This window comes from Streptomyces sp. NPDC091271 (assembly GCF_044757505.1).
Taxonomy (GTDB): Bacteria; Actinomycetota; Actinomycetes; order Streptomycetales; family Streptomycetaceae; genus Streptomyces.
On record NZ_JBIVVD010000001.1, the window covers coordinates 1,283,034 to 1,300,722 of the forward strand.

12 protein-coding genes and 1 pseudogene are annotated in these 17,689 nt (G+C 70.8%); 10 read left to right on the plus strand and 3 right to left on the minus strand.

The features are described from left to right. Positions 1 to 23 precede the first annotated feature (23 nt). The 6 genes from ACIQM3_RS06130 (at position 24) to serA (ending at position 9,696) form a co-directional block, all read left to right on the plus strand. Positions 24 to 974, plus strand: coding sequence for a 2-hydroxyacid dehydrogenase (locus ACIQM3_RS06130; RefSeq protein WP_401619374.1), 951 nt, complete (start codon positions 24 to 26; stop codon positions 972 to 974). 265 nt (positions 975 to 1,239) lie between these two features. Then, positions 1,240 to 4,071: a putative bifunctional diguanylate cyclase/phosphodiesterase gene (locus ACIQM3_RS06135; protein WP_401619377.1), complete on the plus strand. Its 2,832-nt coding sequence runs from the start codon at positions 1,240 to 1,242 to the stop codon at positions 4,069 to 4,071. A gap of 217 nt (positions 4,072 to 4,288) precedes the next feature. After that, positions 4,289 to 6,145, plus strand: a complete 1,857-nt coding sequence (locus tag ACIQM3_RS06140; RefSeq protein WP_401619380.1) for an acetolactate synthase large subunit — start codon at positions 4,289 to 4,291, stop codon at positions 6,143 to 6,145. A 22-nt stretch (positions 6,146 to 6,167) separates the two neighbouring features. Continuing rightward, positions 6,168 to 6,695 carry an acetolactate synthase small subunit gene (gene ilvN / locus ACIQM3_RS06145; protein ID WP_104789338.1) on the plus strand — a complete coding sequence of 176 codons (528 nt, stop codon included), beginning with the start codon at positions 6,168 to 6,170 and terminating at the stop codon, positions 6,693 to 6,695. A gap of 104 nt (positions 6,696 to 6,799) precedes the next feature. After that, positions 6,800 to 7,801 carry a ketol-acid reductoisomerase gene (ilvC, locus tag ACIQM3_RS06150; protein ID WP_389193933.1) on the plus strand — a complete coding sequence of 334 codons (1,002 nt, stop codon included), beginning with the start codon at positions 6,800 to 6,802 and terminating at the stop codon, positions 7,799 to 7,801. Positions 7,802 to 8,103: 302 nt separating this feature from the next. Beyond that, positions 8,104 to 9,696 (plus strand): phosphoglycerate dehydrogenase, encoded by a 1,593-nt coding sequence (gene serA, locus ACIQM3_RS06155; protein ID WP_401619384.1) that lies wholly within the window; start codon positions 8,104 to 8,106, stop codon positions 9,694 to 9,696. A gap of 35 nt (positions 9,697 to 9,731) precedes the next feature. On the opposite strand, the gene ACIQM3_RS06160 is transcribed toward serA, so the two are convergent. Further along, entirely contained in the window at positions 9,732 to 10,871 is a 1,140-nt protein-coding gene (locus ACIQM3_RS06160; protein WP_401619387.1) for a PucR family transcriptional regulator, read from the minus strand. Between the two features lie 177 nt (positions 10,872 to 11,048). Here ACIQM3_RS06160 and ACIQM3_RS06165 point away from each other — a divergent pair, with 177 nt between their 5' ends. Beyond that, the gene (locus tag ACIQM3_RS06165) at positions 11,049 to 11,975 is read left to right on the plus strand and encodes a proline dehydrogenase family protein (protein ID WP_401619390.1); all 927 of its coding nucleotides are present in this window, start codon (positions 11,049 to 11,051) and stop codon (positions 11,973 to 11,975) included. Positions 11,976 to 12,020: 45 nt separating this feature from the next. After that, the gene (gene pruA, locus ACIQM3_RS06170) at positions 12,021 to 13,652 is read left to right on the plus strand and encodes an L-glutamate gamma-semialdehyde dehydrogenase (protein ID WP_401619393.1); all 1,632 of its coding nucleotides are present in this window, start codon (positions 12,021 to 12,023) and stop codon (positions 13,650 to 13,652) included. Positions 13,653 to 13,787: 135 nt separating this feature from the next. Here the strand turns inward: pruA and ACIQM3_RS06175 are convergent, their stop codons facing one another. Further along, entirely contained in the window at positions 13,788 to 16,079 is a 2,292-nt protein-coding gene (locus ACIQM3_RS06175) for a glycoside hydrolase family 3 N-terminal domain-containing protein (protein WP_401619396.1), read from the minus strand. Between the two features lie 143 nt (positions 16,080 to 16,222). Here ACIQM3_RS06175 and ACIQM3_RS06180 point away from each other — a divergent pair, with 143 nt between their 5' ends. After that, complete coding sequence (locus tag ACIQM3_RS06180) at positions 16,223 to 16,849, plus strand: TetR/AcrR family transcriptional regulator (RefSeq protein ID WP_401619398.1); 627 nt, start codon at positions 16,223 to 16,225, stop codon at positions 16,847 to 16,849. 98 nt (positions 16,850 to 16,947) lie between these two features. On the opposite strand, the pseudogene ACIQM3_RS06185 reads toward ACIQM3_RS06180, so the two are convergent. Next, positions 16,948 to 17,180: pseudogene (locus ACIQM3_RS06185) on the minus strand (2Fe-2S iron-sulfur cluster-binding protein); the annotation flags it as partial. Between the two features lie 363 nt (positions 17,181 to 17,543). Between ACIQM3_RS06185 and ACIQM3_RS06190 the strand changes: the two are divergent. Then, positions 17,544 to 17,672: a hypothetical protein gene (locus ACIQM3_RS06190; protein ID WP_401619401.1), complete on the plus strand. Its 129-nt coding sequence runs from the start codon at positions 17,544 to 17,546 to the stop codon at positions 17,670 to 17,672. Positions 17,673 to 17,689 lie beyond the last annotated feature (17 nt).

A 17,689-nucleotide genomic window follows, 5' to 3' on the forward strand; every position in this document is an offset into this window, starting at 1 on the left:
GCCCTTCGCATAGCCTCCTGACCATGACTTCTACATCTGCCACCGACGTATGGCTGCCGTTTCCCGCCGATGAGATCGACGGCCTCCCCGAGGGCCTCGACTACCGCTTCTGGGACGGCGGCCGGGACTACCCGGCGGACCCCTCCGACTGCGCTTTCTACGTCGTTCCCTACATGAAGGGTTCGGAGGTCGCGGTCCGCCCGCTCGAGGGGATGAAGGCCGTCCAGGTCGTCCAGACCCTCTCCGCGGGCATCGACCACGTGGAGCCGGGGCTCGGCCTGCTGCCCGCCGGAGTGCGGCTGTGCAACGCCAAGGGTGTGCACGAGGCCTCGACGGCCGAGCTGGCTCTCGCCCTGATACTCGCCTCCCTCCGGGGGTTCCCCGGCTTCGTGCACGGCCAGGACAAGGAGGAGTGGCGGTCCGGCTTCTATCCGGCGCTCGCCGACAAGTCCGTTCTCGTGGTGGGATACGGATCGATCGGCGCCGCCATCGAGGACCGGCTCGAACCCTTCGAGTGCGCGCGGGTGGTGCGCGTCGCGCGCTCCGCACGGACAACCGCGCGCGGCCCCGTGCACGCGCTCGACGATCTGCCCGCCCTCCTCCCCGAGGCCGACATCGTCATCCTGTCCACCCCCTTGAACCCGTCCACACAAGGGCTGGTGGGACCCGGCTTCCTCGCCGCGATGCGCGACGGCGCACTGCTCGTGAACGTCGCGCGGGGCGCCGTCGTCGACACCGCGGCCCTGCTGTCCGAACTCGAGTCAGGGCGACTGCGTGCCGCGCTCGACGTGACCGACCCCGAACCGCTGCCCGCCGGCCATCCTCTCTGGCATGCTCCCCACACACTGATCACCCCCCATGTGGGCGGCAGCACCTCCGCGTTCCTGCCCCGGGCCAAGCGTCTGCTGGCCGGACAGCTCACCCGGTTCGCCGCGGGAGAGCCGGTCGCCAACCTCGTACTCACCACCGGCTGACCACGCTCCGGAGCGGTTCCGGCGCTCTGTGTCCCGGCAACACCGCAGGTGGTAACGGAGAGTAGAGAAGCTATGTCCCTGAGTGACGGCTCTGGTGTATCGTCCACAAGAGGGCTGCGCCGTGGAAGGGACGGTGCCGGGGGGAAGCGGAACGCGAGGGGGCGACGGGCATGTTCGGGCAGCGGAGAGACGATCCGACGCGGCGTGGCGGGCAGGCGAGGCAGGCGGCGGCGAGGGCGCCAGGGCCTGCCCGTGGAGCCCTCCGGTGAGCGCCCTCGCGGCCCTGCTCTCCAGGCGGCCGGCCTCGGGCCGGACCGTGGGGCTGCGCTCCCAGCTCGTCCTCGGTGCCGTCTGCGCCGGATACGCGGTGGGAGCCGCCCTCGGCTGGGGATCGCCCGGAGTCGCCCTGTTCATGGGGGACTTCGGCCTCTGCGTCGCTGCCCTGATCGCCGCGGTGTCCTGTTTCGTCTACGCCCGCTCCGGCGGAGGCCGGTTCAGGCCCGCCTGGCTCCTCTTCTCGCTCTCCTCGGCCATGGCCGCGGGGGGCAACGCGGTCTGGGGGTGGTACGAGGTGGTGCTGAGGCGCCCCGTGCCCAGCCCCTCCCTCGCGGACCTGTTCTTCCTCTGCTTCGCGCCGCCCGCCATCGTCGGGCTGCTCGTCCTGGCCAAGCGGCCCGTCACGCGGGCCGGCTGGGTCTGCCTGGTGCTGGACGCCTGGCTGATCGGCGGGTCCCTGCTGACGCTCTCCTGGAGCCTCGCGCTGGCACACACCGCCCATCTCGCCAACGCCGCCGGTGAGAGCGTGGCCAGGGCGGCGCTCTCGCTGGCCTACCCGCTGCTCGACATCGTGCTGGTCTCCATGGTCCTCGCGCTGCACTTCCGGCGGGTCAACATGAACCGCTCCGCCGTGAACACCGCCATCGCCGGCCTCGCCCTGACCGTGCTGTGCGACGCCCTGTTCACGGCCCCGCTGCTCCGTTCGGCCTACCAGTCGGGCCAACTGCTGGACGCGGGCTGGTTCTCCGGCTCCCTGCTCCTCGCGTACGCCCCCTGGGGTGTCCGCCGTGGCCAGGACAACGCTGTCGAGGCCCCCTCCCTGGAGCCGCGAGCCGTGAGCCGCCCGATCGCGGGGTCCCTCGCCGCGCTCACGCCCTATCTGGCCGCTGCGGTCTGCACCCTCGGCATTCTGTACAACGTGGTGGAGGGCCGCAGGGTCGACCGGGTCGTGGTCCTCACCGGATGCACGGTGGTGCTCGCGCTGGTCCTCCGGCAGGCCATCATGCTCCTCGACAACATCGCGCTCACCCAGGAACTCGCCCAGAAGGAGAACCACTTCCGGTCCCTGGTGCAGGGTTCCAGCGACGTCATCATGATCGCCGAACCCAGCGGCAGGCTCCGCTACGTCAGTCCCGCGGCGGCCGGGGTCTACCTGCGCGACGCCGAGGACCTCGTCGGCGCGGAGCTGTCGTCGATCATCCACCCCGACGACCTCGGGGGAGTGGTCCACGAGCTGCGGCGCTTCCTCGCCGTGCCGTCCCGGGAGGAGCCCACCACCCGGATCGAGTGCCGCTTCAGATCGGGCACGGGCGACTGGCTCCACGTCGAGTCCACCGTCAACCGCCACCAGGGCGGTCTGCTCCTCAACAGCCGCGACGTGACCGAGCGGGTCAGACTGCAGGCGCAGTTGCAGCACAACGCCGAACACGACCCGCTCACCGACCTGCCCAACCGCGCCCTCTTCACCACCCGTGTCGGCCAGGCGCTCGGCGGGCGCCGGGCCGGGGACCCGGGCACCGCCGTGCTCTTCATCGACCTCGACGGCTTCAAGGCGGTCAACGACTCCATCGGCCACCAGGCGGGCGACGAGCTCCTCGTCCAGGCCGCACGCCGCCTCCAGGAGTCCGTACGCACCTCGGACACAGCGGCCCGCCTCGGGGGTGACGAGTTCGCCGCGCTCATCGTCGGCGACGGCACCCGCGACCAGGCCGCCAGGGAGTACCAGGTCCACGAGATCGCCGACCGGCTGCGCCTCAGGCTCTCCCAGCCGTACCGGATCGGCACCGGTGAGGTCCGGGTGGCCGCCTCCATCGGGGTCGCCTTCGCCGAGCCCTCCATCACGCCCAAGGACCTCATGCGCAACGCCGACCTCGCCATGTACCGGGCGAAGGCGAGCGGCAAGGACCGGGTCGAGCTGTACGCCCCCCAGATGCAGGCGGACGTCGTCCGCCGCTCGGAGCTCGCGTCACGGCTCCGCACGGCCCTGCGCGACGGCGAGTTCGCCCTGCTCCACCAGCCCGTCGTCCACCTGGCCAGCGGCACGGTCGCGGCCGTCGCCGCCCAGGCCCGCTGGCGCTCCGCCCAGGGCATCCTGTTCACCCCCGCCGAATTCCTCCGGGTCTCCGAGGGCGGCGACCGCGCCGCCGAGCTCGGCACCTGGCTGCTGGAGGAGGCCGTCGAGCAGGCTGCGGACCGGTCCCGGGCCGGACATCCGGTCTCCGTGTCGGTGCGCGTGTCGGCCGCCCGGCTCCTGGACCGCGCGCTGCCCCTGGGGTCCGTCGAGGGGCTCCTGACCCGGCACGGGCTGCCCTCCGGCGCCCTGATGATCGAAGTGGCCGACAGCGACCCGCGGATCTCCATCGACGAGCTGGAGCGGCGGCTGGTCGCGCTCCGCCGTCTCGGCGTCCGGATCGCGCTCGACGGCTTCGGCAGCGGGTACGCCGCGGTCAACGCCCTGCGCCGGCTGCCCGTCGACGTCCTGAAGCTGGACCGGTGCCTGGTGGAGGGCGTCGTCGAGTCGGCGAGGCTGCACAAGATCACCAGCGGGCTGCTGCGCATCGCCGGAGATCTCGGGATGCAGTCCGTGGCCGACGGGGTGGACGTGCCCGAACAGGTGCGCGCCCTGCGGGCCATGGGGTGCACGCACGGCCAGGGGATGGCCTTCGCCGGCCCGCTGGACGAGTACCGGCTGCGGCGCACCCTGATCCGGGGGACGTACCCCGTCCCGGGCATCGGCCCGGCCGCTCAACCGGTGCTGGCGGGCGGCGCGCTCCCGCTCCAGGGCCGCTCACATGATGAGACTCCCGTCCCACCCACTTGACACCATGTGTGTGCCGGAGAGAGGGTCAATGCCATGCGCACCCGAATTCTCGTACTTGGAAAGCGCGTCGGCTGAAGCAGGGTCACTCATGGACACCCCGCAGACCGCACCGGCGCGCTCCCCTCGCTTGCCTCACGGCACGAGGGGTTTTTTGTTGCACCGGGACCTTTCAAAACCCCGCAAAAACACCGCATAAACCCTCAGCTTCGAGAAGAGAATGCCGATGACCGAGCAGGCCACCGGGGCCCAGCACCCGCAGCCGCGGGCCCGTAACGGCGGACCGTCCTCCGCCACCGTTGAGCACCTCACGGGCGCGCAGTCCCTCATCCGTTCTCTCGAGGAAGTCGGCGCCGACACCGTATTCGGCCTCCCCGGCGGCTGCATCCTCCCGGCGTACGACCCGCTGATGGACTCCACCCGGGTCCGCCACATCCTGGTCCGCCACGAGCAGGGTGCCGGTCACGCGGCCACCGGTTACGCGCAGGCCACCGGCAAGGTCGGTGTCTGCATGGTCACCTCGGGTCCCGGTGCGACCAACCTGGTCACCCCGATCGCCGACGCGGCCATGGACTCGGTGCCCATGGTCGCGATCACCGGGCAGGTGGCCTCCGCGGCCATCGGCACGGACGCCTTCCAGGAAGCCGACATCTGCGGCATCACGATGCCGATCACGAAGCACAACTTCCTGGTCACCCGCGCCGAGGACATCGCCCACACGATCGCCGAGGCCTTCCACATCGCCTCCACCGGCCGTCCGGGACCGGTCCTCGTCGACATCGCCAAGGACGCGCTGCAGTCGAAGACCACCTTCAGCTGGCCGCCGACGATGGACCTGCCGGGCTACCGCCCGGTCACCAAGCCGCACGCCAAGCAGATCCGTGAGGCCGCCAAGCTCATCACCCAGGCCAAGCGCCCGGTGCTCTACGTCGGCGGCGGCGTCATGAAGGCCGGCGCCACCGCGGAGCTGAAGGTCCTGGCAGAGCTCACCGGAGCGCCCGTCACCACCACCCTGATGGCGCTCGGCTCCTTCCCCGACAGCCACCCGCTGCACGTGGGAATGCCCGGCATGCACGGTTCGGTCACCGCCGTCACCGCGCTGCAGAAGGCCGACCTGATCGTCGCGCTCGGGGCCAGGTTCGACGACCGCGTCACCGGCAAGCTGGACAGCTTCGCCCCTTACGCCAAGATCGTCCACGCGGACATCGACCCGGCCGAGATCGGCAAGAACCGCGCCGCGGACGTCCCGATCGTCGGCGACGCCCGCGAGGTCATCGCCGACCTCGTCCAGGCGGTCCAGGCCGAGCACACCGAAGGCCACACCGGCGACTATGCCGCCTGGTGGAAGGACCTCAACCGCTGGCGCGAGACCTACCCCGTCGGCTACGACCTGCCGGAGGACGGCAGCCTCTCGCCCCAGCAGGTCATCCAGCGCATCGGCGAACTCGCCCCCGAGGGCACGATCTTCGCGGCGGGCGTCGGCCAGCACCAGATGTGGGCCTCGCACTTCATCCAGTACGAGCAGCCCGCGACCTGGCTCAACTCCGGCGGCGCCGGGACCATGGGCTACGCCGTCCCGGCCGCCATGGGCGCCAAGGCCGGCATGCCCGAGCGCGCGGTCTGGGCGATCGACGGCGACGGCTGCTTCCAGATGACCAACCAGGAACTCACCACCTGCGCGCTCAACAACATCCCGATCAAGGTCGCCATCATCAACAACGGCGCGCTCGGGATGGTCCGCCAGTGGCAGACCCTGTTCTACAACCAGCGGTACTCCAACACCGTGCTGCACTCGGGCCCGGACGCGGACGGCAACGCCGCCAAGGGCACCCGCGTCCCGGACTTCGTCAAGCTGTCCGAGGCCATGGGCTGCTACGCGATCCGCTGCGAGGACCCGGCAGACCTCGACAAGGCCATCGCCGAGGCCAACGCGATCAACGACCGCCCGGTCGTCATCGACTTCATCGTCCACGAGGACGCCATGGTGTGGCCGATGGTCGCCGCCGGCACCTCCAACGACGAGGTCATGGCAGCGCGCGGCGTCCGCCCCGACTTCGGCGACAACGAAGACGACTGAGAGACAGAGAGAGACCGACTCCATGTCCACCAAGCACACGCTCTCCGTCCTGGTCGAGAACAAGCCGGGTGTCCTCGCCCGGATCACGGCCCTGTTCTCCCGGCGCGGCTTCAACATCGACTCGCTCGCGGTCGGTACCACCGAACATCCCGACATCTCACGCATCACCATTGTCGTGAACGTCGAGGGCCTGCCCCTGGAGCAGGTGACCAAGCAGCTCAACAAGCTGGTCAACGTCCTGAAGATCGTCGAACTCGAGCCCTCCGCAGCGATCCAGCGGGAGCTCGTCCTGGTGAAGGTCCGCGCCGACAACGAGACCCGCTCCCAGATCGTCGAGATCGTCCAGCTGTTCCGCGCCAAGACCGTGGACGTCTCCCCGGAGGCCGTCACGATCGAGGCGACAGGGGGCGCCGACAAGCTGGAGGCCATGCTCAAGATGCTGGAGCAGTTCGGCATCAAGGAGCTCGTCCAGTCCGGCACCATCGCCATAGGGCGCGGCGCGCGCTCGATCACCGACCGTTCTCTGCGCGCACTCGACCGTACGGCGTGACCCCACGGGTCGCTCCGCCGCTCGTATGGCGAGACCCGGCAACGTATCCGACGCACCCCGCCGTACGGTGGGACGCAACACCTGCACACCAAGGAGAAGACCCAGTGGCCGAGCTGTTCTACGACGACGATGCCGACCTGTCCATCATCCAGGGCCGTAAGGTCGCGGTGCTTGGTTACGGCAGCCAGGGGCACGCCCACGCGCTGTCGCTGCGTGACTCGGGTGTCGACGTCCGTGTCGGTCTGCACGAGGGTTCGAAGTCCAAGGCCAAGGCCGAGGAGCAGGGCCTGCGCGTGGTGACCCCGTCCGAGGCCGCCGCCGAGGCCGACGTCATCATGATCCTCGTCCCGGACCCGATCCAGGCCCAGGTCTACGAGGAGTCCGTCAAGGACAACCTCAAGGACGGCGACGCGCTGTTCTTCGGCCACGGCCTGAACATCCGCTTCGACTTCATCAAGCCGCCGGCCAACGTCGACGTCTGCATGGTCGCCCCGAAGGGCCCGGGCCACCTGGTCCGCCGCCAGTACGAGGAAGGCCGCGGCGTCCCGTGCATCGTGGCCGTCGAGCAGAACCCCACGGGCAAGGGCCTGGAGCTCGCCCTCTCCTACGCGAAGGGCATCGGCGGCACCCGCGCCGGCGTCATCAAGACGACCTTCACCGAGGAGACCGAGACCGACCTGTTCGGTGAGCAGGCCGTTCTCTGCGGTGGCACCGCCGCCCTGGTCAAGGCCGGTTTCGAGACGCTGACCGAGGCCGGTTACCAGCCGGAGATCGCGTACTTCGAGTGCCTCCACGAGCTGAAGCTCATCGTCGACCTCATGTACGAGGGCGGCCTGGAGAAGATGCGCTGGTCCATCTCGGAGACCGCCGAGTGGGGCGACTACGTCACCGGCCCGCGCATCATCACGGACGCCACCAAGGCCGAGATGAAGAAGGTCCTCGCCGAGATCCAGGACGGCACCTTCGCCAAGGCGTGGATGGCCGAGTACCACAACGGTCTGCCCAAGTACAACGAGTACAAGAAGGCCGACAGCGAGTCCCTGCTGGAGACCACCGGCAAGGAGCTCCGCAAGCTCATGAGCTGGGTCGACAACGAGGACGCCTGAGTTCTCGCCGAGGGGCAGGTCCGCACCGGGCCTGCCCCTCGGCGCACGGCCTGCCTCACACCCCGTGTCACTGCGGGGAGAGGTGGGTGGCAGGAGGCGGCACCGTACGGCTGTACAGACCGTCCACCCCGTGCGGGTGATCCTTCCACCGGGGCGCAGTATGTGCCCGGCCGCATGACTACACTCTCAACAACACATACACGCGTCAGGGCCCACAGTGTCGTGCGTCTTCCACGCGGCTAGCCCCTCCACCGCCTGCGGCCGTCGGGACGGCCGTCCGCACTGGACTTGTGAGGACACACGTGAGCTCGAAACCTGTCGTACTCATCGCTGAAGAGCTGTCGCCCGCCACGGTCGACGCTCTGGGTCCGGATTTCGAGATCCGGCACTGCAACGGCGCGGACCGCGCCGAACTCCTCCCCGCCATCGTCGACGTCGACGCGATCCTGGTGCGCTCCGCCACCAAGGTCGACGCCGAGGCCATCGCCGCGGCGAAGCAGCTGAAGGTCGTCGCCCGCGCGGGCGTCGGTCTGGACAACGTCGACGTCTCCTCGGCCACCAAGGCCGGCGTGATGGTCGTCAACGCGCCGACGTCCAACATCGTCACCGCCGCCGAGCTGGCCTGTGGTCTGCTCGTCGCCACCGCGCGCAACATCCCGCAGGCCAACACCGCCCTGAAGAACGGCGAGTGGAAGCGCTCCAAGTACACGGGTGTCGAGCTCAGCGAGAAGACCCTCGGCGTCGTCGGCCTCGGCCGCATCGGCGTCCTGGTCGCGCAGCGCATGTCGGCCTTCGGCATGAAGATCGTCGCGTACGACCCCTACGTGCAGCCCGCGCGCGCCGCGCAGATGGGCGTCAAGCTCCTTACGCTGGACGAGCTGCTCGAGGTCTCCGACTTCATCACGGTGCACCTCCCCAAGACCCCCGAGACGCTCGGCCTGATCGGCGACGACGCGCTGCACAAGGTGAAGCCCTCGGTGCGCATCGTCAACGCCGCGCGCGGCGGCATCGTCGACGAGGAGGCGCTCGCCTCCGCCCTCAAGGAGGGCCGGGTCGCCGGCGCCGGTCTGGACGTGTACACCAAGGAGCCCTGCACGGACTCCCCGCTCTTCCAGTTCGACCAGGTCGTCTGCACCCCGCACCTCGGCGCCTCCACCGACGAGGCGCAGGAGAAGGCGGGCATCGCCGTCGCCAAGTCCGTCCGCCTGGCGCTCGCCGGTGAGCTCGTACCCGACGCGGTCAACGTCCAGGGCGGTGTCATCGCCGAGGACGTGCGTCCCGGACTGCCGCTCGCCGAGAAGCTCGGCCGGATCTTCACCGCGCTCGCGGGCGAGGTCGCGGCCCGTCTCGACGTCGAGGTCTACGGCGAGCTCACCCAGCACGACGTGAAGGTGCTGGAACTCTCCGCGCTCAAGGGCGTCTTCGAGGACGTCGTCGACGAGACCGTCAGCTACGTCAACGCCCCGCTCTTCGCGCAGGAGCGCGGTGTCGAGGTCCGCCTCACCACCAGCTCCGAGTCGCCGGACCACCGCAACGTGGTGACCGTCCGCGGCACGCTGTCGAGCGGCGAGGAGGTCGCGGTCTCCGGCACGCTGGCCGGCCCCAAGCACCTCCAGAAGATCGTCGCCATCGGCGAGCACGACGTCGACCTGGCCCTCGCCGACCACATGGTCGTCCTGCGGTACGAGGACCGTCCCGGCGTCGTCGGCGCGGTGGGCAAGATCCTCGGTGAGGCCGGGCTGAACATCGCCGGCATGCAGGTCTCCCGGCAGGACGCGGGCGGCGAGGCGCTGGTCGTCCTCACGGTCGACGACACCATCCCGCAGTCGGTCCTCAACGAGATCGCCGACGAGATCGGCGCGGTCTCGGCCCGCTCGGTGAACCTCACCGACTGACCGGTCCCCGCGCGGTCGTGCGTGGCCCCGCGCTTCTACAGCCGGGTCTGCTTCAGCGCCATGTGCAGCAGGAGCCGGTCCTCGCCGTCGTTCAGGTCGAGGCCGGTGAGCTGCTGGACCCGGGCGAGCCGGTAGTAGAGCGTCTGGCGGTGGATTCCCAGCTCCGTGGCCGTCCGGCTCGCCTGGCCCGCCAGGTCGAGGAACACCTCGGCGGTGCGCGCCAGCTCCGCGTGGGGCGGGGCCAGCAGGGGGCGGACGGCCCGGTCCGGCGCGGTGTCCGGGGTGCGGGGCAGGGCGGTCAGGAGCCGGTACGGGCCGATGGCCGACCAGTCGGCGACCGGGCCGAAGCGGGATTCCGCCGCGGCGGCGCGGGCGGCGGACAGGGCCTCGTGCCAGGAGTCCGCCAGCTCCGCCAGGCCCCGGCGGGCGGCGGCGAGGCCCGCGGTCGCGGCGGGCCCGGCGGTGGTGCGCAGCCGCTCCGCAGCCGCCGTCGCCGGGTCGAGCGCCTCGGGGGAGCGCAGCCGGACCAGGGCGGCCAGGGCATGGCCGCCGGCCCAGGGCGCCGTGGCGAGGGCCGCAGCCGAGGGCACCGTACGCACGGAAGGGGTCTCGCCGGGCCACGGGGTCACAGAGACCACCGTGTGCAGCCCGTCCGCGTCGGCTCCCAGGGCGTCGTGCAGAGCGGCCACCGCCATGTCGCGCTGCCAGCCGCGCCCGGCGACGAGCACCGCGCCGAACTCCCGCGACAGGTCCGCGCCCGCCCGCTCCTCGTCGGCGAGGAGCGCCCCGATGCGGGACGCCACGTCCATCGCCGCGGTCAGCTGCTCGTCCGTCGGTCCCGGGTCGGCGTCCAGCAGCCACACGTAGCCCAGCACGACACCCCGATGGCGTACCGGAAGGCAGATGCGGTCCCGGAACACCCCGGCCTCCGGGGCGGCCGGGATGCGGACCGGGCCCGTCGCACGGGTGATGCCGAAACCCTCGAACCAGGCCCGGACCGCGGGGGTGGAGCGCCGGGTGAGGATCGAGCGCGTACGGACAGGGTCCATGGCCGTGTCGTCGTCGCTGTCGTGGGCCCCGAAGGCGACCAGGCCGAAATCGCGGTTCTCCAGCGTCGCGGGGGCGCTGAGCAGCGCGGAGATCTCGTCGACCAGCTCCTGGTAATCGCCCTTCACCCCGTCATTCTCGCACCCCTTCAGACATTTGTCTGAGATCCAGTACACGGATGCGTGACAGCTGTCGATGGCAGGCGGGTACACGGGTCCCTAGATTTCACAGTGGTTCTCCGTGCCGTCCCGGTCTGTTCATATGCCTACCGGTCCGGCCTCGTTCGTACTCCGTGGAGGTGCCCCGTGCTGGGTCCCGTGATTCTCGCCGCGTCACGCAGCGACAAGATGCGTCGTTTCATCTCGGCCGCGCCGGGCACCAAGCAGGTCGTCGACCGCTTCATCGCCGGTGAGGGCGTCGACCAGGTCGTCCCCGTCATCCAGGACGCGGCCGCCAAGGGCCTCGAGGTCACCCTGGACGTCGTGGGTGAGGACATCACCACCCCCGAGCAGGCCGCCGCCGCGCGCGACGCCTACCTGGAGCTCATCGGCCGCCTGAAGGAGCTCGGCCTCGGCACCCAGGCCGAGATGTCCGTCAAGCTCTCGATGTTCGGCCAAGCGCTGGAGGGTGGTCACGAGCTGGCCCTCGCCAACGTCCGCCCCGTCGTCGAGGCCGCCGCCGCGATCGGCACCACGGTCACGCTGGACGCCGAGGACCACACCACCCTCGACTCGATGTTCGCCATCCACGAGGAGCTGCGGAAGGACTTCCCGCAGACCGGCTGCGTGATCCAGTCCTACCTGTTCCGCACCGAGGCCGACGCCCGACGCCTCGCCGCCGCGGGCAGCCGGGTCCGCCTGGTGAAGGGCGCCTACAAGGAGCCCGCCTCCGTCGCGTACCAGAGCAAGCCGGAGATCGACAAGGCGTACGTCCGCATCCTGAAGACGCTGATGCTGGGCGAGGGCTACCCGATGATCGGCTCCCACGATCCCCGTCTCATCGCCATCGGCCAGGAGCTCGCACGCCAGGCCGGGCGCAAACTGGACGAGTACGAGTTCCAGATGCTGTACGGCATCCGCAGCGACGAGCACATCCGGCTCGCGGCCGAGGGCCACCGGATGCGCGTCTACACCGCGTACGGCACCGACTGGTACGGATACTTCATGCGCCGCCTCGCGGAGAAGCCGGCCAACCTGCTCTTCTTCGCCCGCTCCGTCGTCACCAAGGGCTGACCTGCCCGGCCGACCACCCACCTCAACCAAGGAGACAAGGCACTCATGGACGCTGTCACCCAGGTCCCCGCGCCGGTCAACGAGCCGGTCCACTCCTACGCCCCCGGCACCGCCGAGCGAGCCCGCCTGGAGGCGAAGCTCAAGGAGCTCAGCCAGAACCCCATCGACCTGCCGATGACCATCGGCGGCGAGAAGCGCATGGGCGGCGGCGAGCGTGTCGACGTCGTGCAGCCGCACAACCACAAGGCCGTCATCGGCACCTTCGCCGGTGCCACCGAGCAGGACGCCCAGGACGCCGTCGACGCGGCTCTCGCAGCCGCTCCGGCCTGGCGCGCCATGTCCTTCGACGACCGCGCGGCCATCATCCTGCGCGCCGCCGAGCTGCTGTCCGGTCCCTGGCGCGAGACGCTGGCCGCCTCCACGATGCTCGGCCAGGGCAAGACCGCGCAGCAGGCCGAGATCGACTGTCCCTGTGAGCTCGTCGACTTCTGGCGCTTCAACGTGCACTACGCGCGCCAGATCCTCGCCGAGCAGCCGCCGGCGAACTCCCCCGGCGTGTGGAACCGCATGGACCACCGCCCGCTCGAGGGCTTCGTCTACGCGATCACGCCGTTCAACTTCTCGGCCATCGCGGCCAACCTGCCCACCGCGCCCGCCCTCATGGGCAACGTCGTGGTGTGGAAGCCGTCCCCGACGCAGACCCACGCCGCCGTGCTGCTCATGCAGCTCCTGGAGGAGGCCGGGCTGCCCAAGGGCGTCATCAACCTGGTCACCGGCGACGGCATCGCCGTCTCCGAGGTGGCGCTGAACCACCGCGACCTGGCCGGTGTCCACTTCACCGGCTCGACCCCCACCTTCCAGCACCTGTGGAAGACGGTCGGCAACAACATCGCCAACTACCGCACCTACCCGAGGCTCGTCGGCGAGACCGGCGGCAAGGACTTCGTCGTCGCGCACCCGAGCGCCGACCGCGCCGTCCTGAAGACCGCGCTGACCCGCGGCTCCTTCGAGTACCAGGGCCAGAAGTGCTCCGCCTCCTCGCGCGCCTACGTCCCGGCCTCCATCTGGAACTCCGGTTTCAAGGAGGAGTTCGCGGCCGAGGTCGACTCCATCACCATGGGTGACGTCACCGACCTGTCGCACTTCATGGGCGCCGTCATCGACGCGCGGTCCTTCGCGAAGAACAAGGCCGCCATCGACCGCGCCGCGGCCGACCCGACGTGCACGATCGTCGCCGGCGGCACGTACGACGACTCCGTCGGCTACTTCGTCCGCCCGACCGTCATCGTCTGCGACGACCCGGCCAACGAGGTCTTCACCACCGAGTACTTCGGCCCGATCCTCGCCGTGCACGTCTACGAGGACGAGAAGTACGACGCCATGCTGGAGCAGATGGAGTCGGTCTCCGACTACGCGCTGACCGGCGCGGTCATCTCCAACGACCGCGCGGCCGCCGCGTACACGATGGACAAGCTCCGCTACGCCGCGGGCAACTTCTACATCAACGACAAGTCGACCGGTGCCGTCGTCGGCCAGCAGCCCTTCGGTGGCGGCCGTGGCTCGGGCACCAACGACAAGGCGGGCGCCCCGCAGAACCTGCAGCGCTGGACGCTGACCCGCGCCATCAAGGAGACGCTGGTCCCGCCGACCGACTACACCTACCCCCACCAGGGCTAAGAGAATGGCGGGTGGCCTCGGCCACCCGCCACGCTCCGCCCTCCGGGGTGCCCCCGGGCGCCCCGCCCCGAACTCCGCCTCCCGACCGGCTCCCCCCGCCGGCCGGGAGGCGGTTTCCATTTCCGGGGCCCCGCCTCAGCCCTTCACGGTGAAGCCGGCCCGCAGGAGGGAGTCGTCGGACGAGGACGGGCCGACGAGCAGCTCGAAGGCGCCGGGCTCGACGACGCGCCGGCCGGCGGCGTCCACGAGGGTGCACTCGGAGACAGGCAGCTCCAGCAGCACCTCGCGCTCCTCGCCCGGGGCCAGCGTCACCTGGCGGTAGGCCTTGAGCTCCTTCTCGGCCCAGGTCACGGACGTCACCGTGTCGCTGATGTAGGCCTGCACGGTCTCCAGGGCCGGCCGCGTACCCGTGTTGCGGAGGGTGACGCGGGCCCGCAGCGTGTCGCGCTCCCCGACGCTCGCCGTGAGCACCTCCAGACCGGAGTAGGCGACGGTCGTGTAGCTCAGGCCCTCGCCGAACACGAAGGCCGGACGCTGGGTGAGATCGGCGTACCGGGAGCCGTGCTGGCCGCGGATCTGGTTGTAGTACGTCGGCTGCTGCCCCGCGTGCCGGGCGAAGGAGACGGGCAGTCGGCCCGACGGCTCGACGAGGCCCAGCAGGACCTCGGCGACCGCACGGCCACCCTGCATGCCCGGGTTGAAGGCGTGCAGGACCGCCGCCGCGCCCAGCGCGGACGGCGGCAGCACCAGGGGCTTCGAGCTGATGACCACGACGACCATCGGCTTGCCGGTCGCGGCGAGCGCGTCGAGCAGTGCCACCTGGTCACCGACGAGTTCCAGGGTCGCGGTCGAGCGCCCCTCGCCGACCAGCTCGATGCGGTCGCCCACCACGGCGACGACGTGGTCGGAGGCCTCGGCCGCGGCGACGGCCTCGGCGATCAGGGCGTCGGAGGGCTCCGCGGGGACGACCACGTCCGGGCGGGGCTGCCCGTCAGGGAAGAACGCGCCCTCCGGGTCGGGACCCACGGAGAGGATCTCGGCGCCCCGCGCGTAGGTGACGTGCCAGCTGTCCGGGACATGATCGCGGAAGCCGTCGAGCACCGTGCGGATCATGGCGCGCGGGTGGCCGTCCGGCATCCAGTCCGTCTGGCCGGAGGAGCCCGCCCAGTCGCCCAACTGGGTCTGCGCGTCGTCCGCGTTGGGGCCGATGACGGCGACCGTACGCGGCGCGGAGCCCGCACCGGCGACGGCGCGTCCGTCCTGGCCGGCCGTCAGTCCGCCGGCCAGCGGGAGGGTGCCGTCGTTGGTGAGGAGGACCAGCGACCGGCGGGCGGACTCGAGGTTCAGCGCCGTGTGCCCGGCGCTGCCGATGACGGCGGCCTGCCGGGCGGCGTCGGGGTGGCGGGGATTCTCGAAGAGGCCGAGCTCGAACTTCAGGGTCAGGACGCGCCGTACGGCCGCGTCGATCTCCGCCTCGTCCAGAGTTCCCTCGGCGACCGCGCTCTGCGCGCCCTCGAAGAACTGAGGGGTGGCCATCACCATGTCGTTGCCCGCCCGGACCGCCGCCGCGGCGGCCTGGGCGTGTTCGGCGTAGATCTTCTGCTCCCACACCATGCGGCCGACGTTGTCCCAGTCGGTGACCAGCGTGCCGGTGTAGCCCCACTCGCCGCGCAGCACCTCGTTGAGCAGCCAGTCGTTGACGGTGATCGGCACCCCGTCCATGGACTGGTAGCCGAGCATGAACGTACGGCAGCCCTCGCGGGCGACCCGCTCGAACGGAGGCAGGAACCAGGAGCGGAGCTTGCGCCGGGAGATGTCGGCCTCGCTCGCGTCACGGCCGCCCTGGGTCTCGGAGTACCCCGCGAAGTGCTTGGCGCACGCCAGGACCGCCGTCGGGTCGTCCAGGCCCTCGCCCTGGTAGCCGCGGACCATCGCCGAGGCCAGCTCGCCGATCAGGAAGGGGTCCTCGCCGAAGGTCTCACTGACCCTGCCCCAGCGCAGGTCCCGGGTGATGCAGAGCACCGGTGAGAACGTCCAGTGGACGCCTGTCGCCGCCACCTCGACCGCGGTGGCCCTCGCGACGCGCTCCACGAGCTCCGGGTCCCAGGTCGCGGCCAGACCGAGCTGCGTGGGGTAGATCGTGGCCCCCTCCCAGAAGGAGTGGCCGTGGATGCAGTCCTCGGCGACCAGCAGCGGGATGCGCAGCCGGGTCCGCCCGGTCAGCTCCGCCGCTTCGAGGACGTGTGCGGGCGAGGCGTGGACGATCGAGCCCGCGTGCAGGTCCTCGATGAGGTGGCGGACCCCGTTCTTGGCGTTCAGCTGGAGCATCTGACCGGTCTTCTCGGCCAGGGTCATGCGGCCGAGGAGGTCGCCGACCCGCTCGGCGACGGGGAGGGCGGGGTCGAGATAGGGCAGGGAGGGGGCCACCGGGGGTCCTTTCGCGAATGGTTCGCCTTCACCATAGAGTCAATACCGACCACCTGGTAAGTATCTCCGGGGCCCAATCTCCGGGGCCCGGGCCCTCGGGCGGTTGAATGGGTGTCCGATGGACCGAAGTGCCGGCCTGACCGATGGCCGGCGGACCGGGAGAGTGGCGAGTGTCGGCCGAAGCACCGCGCGGCTACGCGAAGGGCCGCGCCAAGCGGCGCGAGATCCTCGATCAGGCCATGGCCCTGTTCGGCGAGGCCGGCTACCGGGGAGCGTCGCTACGGGTGATCGCGACCCGCAGCGGCATCTCGCACACCGGTCTGCTGCACCACTTCCCGACCAAGGAGGCGCTGCTGCTCGCCGTGCTGGAGCACCGCGACGACGTGGACGACGCATGGCTCTCGGTCGGCGGCACCACGGGTGTCCAACGGCTGCGACGCTTCGCCGAACTGGCCGCGCTGAACGCCGGAAGGCGCGGGATCGTCGAGCTGTTCTCGGTGGTCTCCACCGAGGCGACGGCCGCCGACCACCCCGCCCACGGATATTTCGTGCGCCGCTACGAGAACTCGGTCGCGGGTGCCCAGCTCACCTACGAACAGGTGCGTCAGGAAGGCGCGTTGCGGGCCGGTATCGCCCCGGACGCAGCGGGCCGGCAGCTGATCGCCCTGATGGACGGGCTCCAGGTGCAGTGGCTGCTCAGCGACTGCGCCACGGACATGGCGAGCGTCCTGCGCGCGCACATCGAGGCGCAGCTCACCGTGGCTCTCTGAGGACGCGTCAGCCGGGGCTGGAGCGGCCGAGCGGGACTCCCCTGCGGCCCAGGTGCAGGAGCGGCCGGACGGCGCAGTCGCCGCCTGCGCGGCGAGTGGTCCAGGGTGAGCCGGGGGGACAGGGCCCGGGAGACGCAGGCGTACATCCGGCGCTCGGGAACGCCGATGTCGTCCCGGTGCTCGGGTGCGCCGCCCAGGACGGTGACCTTGCAGCTGCCGCAGACGCCTTCGCGGCACCCGGACGGGAGGGGTGTCCGGCATGGGCGAGGGCGTCCGGCAGGGATTCGTCGGCCGGCACGGCGACGGTGTCCCCGCACCGGACGCAGACCGCGGCGACGTCCGGGGGCTGACGTCCGGGGGCTGACGTCCGAGGGCTGACGCCCGGTCCGCCCGTACGTGGTGCCGCGCCCGCCGGTCACGACGAATTCCCTGTCCGGGCGGTGGGGATCCGCCGCCGCCGTCTCAGATAGTAGGAAGTCCGAGTATCTGTAGAGACAGATGGCCCGAGCTGTCCTAGCTTTGTAGGAGCCGAACGAATCGCTGATCCAGCGACCGGCGTGTGTGAGCGTGCCCCGAGCAGGCAACCCCTGCGGCAGCTCCCCGCCCCTGCCGGCGCCTCGAAATCCCGATCTCGATATCCGTTGCGCGAAGTCCCGATCTCGAAATCCACGCGATCTCAAGGAGTCGATCCCTCATGGCCGAGACCACTGTCCGCCGCGTCCGTCACAGCTCCCGCTCCGCCGAGGCGGAGCGCAAGAACGCCGCCGCCGCCCTGCAGCGCGCCCTCGACCGCCGGGACAACGGCGGGTCGACCGGCCACTGAGGTCCCGGTCCCGCCTC

What these genes read in the sequence shown, in the direction of transcription:
- ilvN (WP_104789338.1), top strand. Translation starts at nt 6,168, where the DNA reads ATGTCCACCAAGCACACGCTCTCCGTCCTGGTCGAGAACAAGCCGGGT.
- ACIQM3_RS06130 (WP_401619374.1), top strand. Translation starts at nt 24, where the DNA reads ATGACTTCTACATCTGCCACCGACGTATGGCTGCCGTTTCCCGCCGAT.
- pruA (WP_401619393.1), top strand. Translation starts at nt 12,021, where the DNA reads ATGGACGCTGTCACCCAGGTCCCCGCGCCGGTCAACGAGCCGGTCCAC.
- ACIQM3_RS06190 (WP_401619401.1), top strand. Translation starts at nt 17,544, where the DNA reads ATGGCCGAGACCACTGTCCGCCGCGTCCGTCACAGCTCCCGCTCCGCC.
- ACIQM3_RS06180 (WP_401619398.1), top strand. Translation starts at nt 16,223, where the DNA reads ATGGCCGGCGGACCGGGAGAGTGGCGAGTGTCGGCCGAAGCACCGCGC.
- ACIQM3_RS06140 (WP_401619380.1), top strand. Translation starts at nt 4,289, where the DNA reads ATGCCGATGACCGAGCAGGCCACCGGGGCCCAGCACCCGCAGCCGCGG.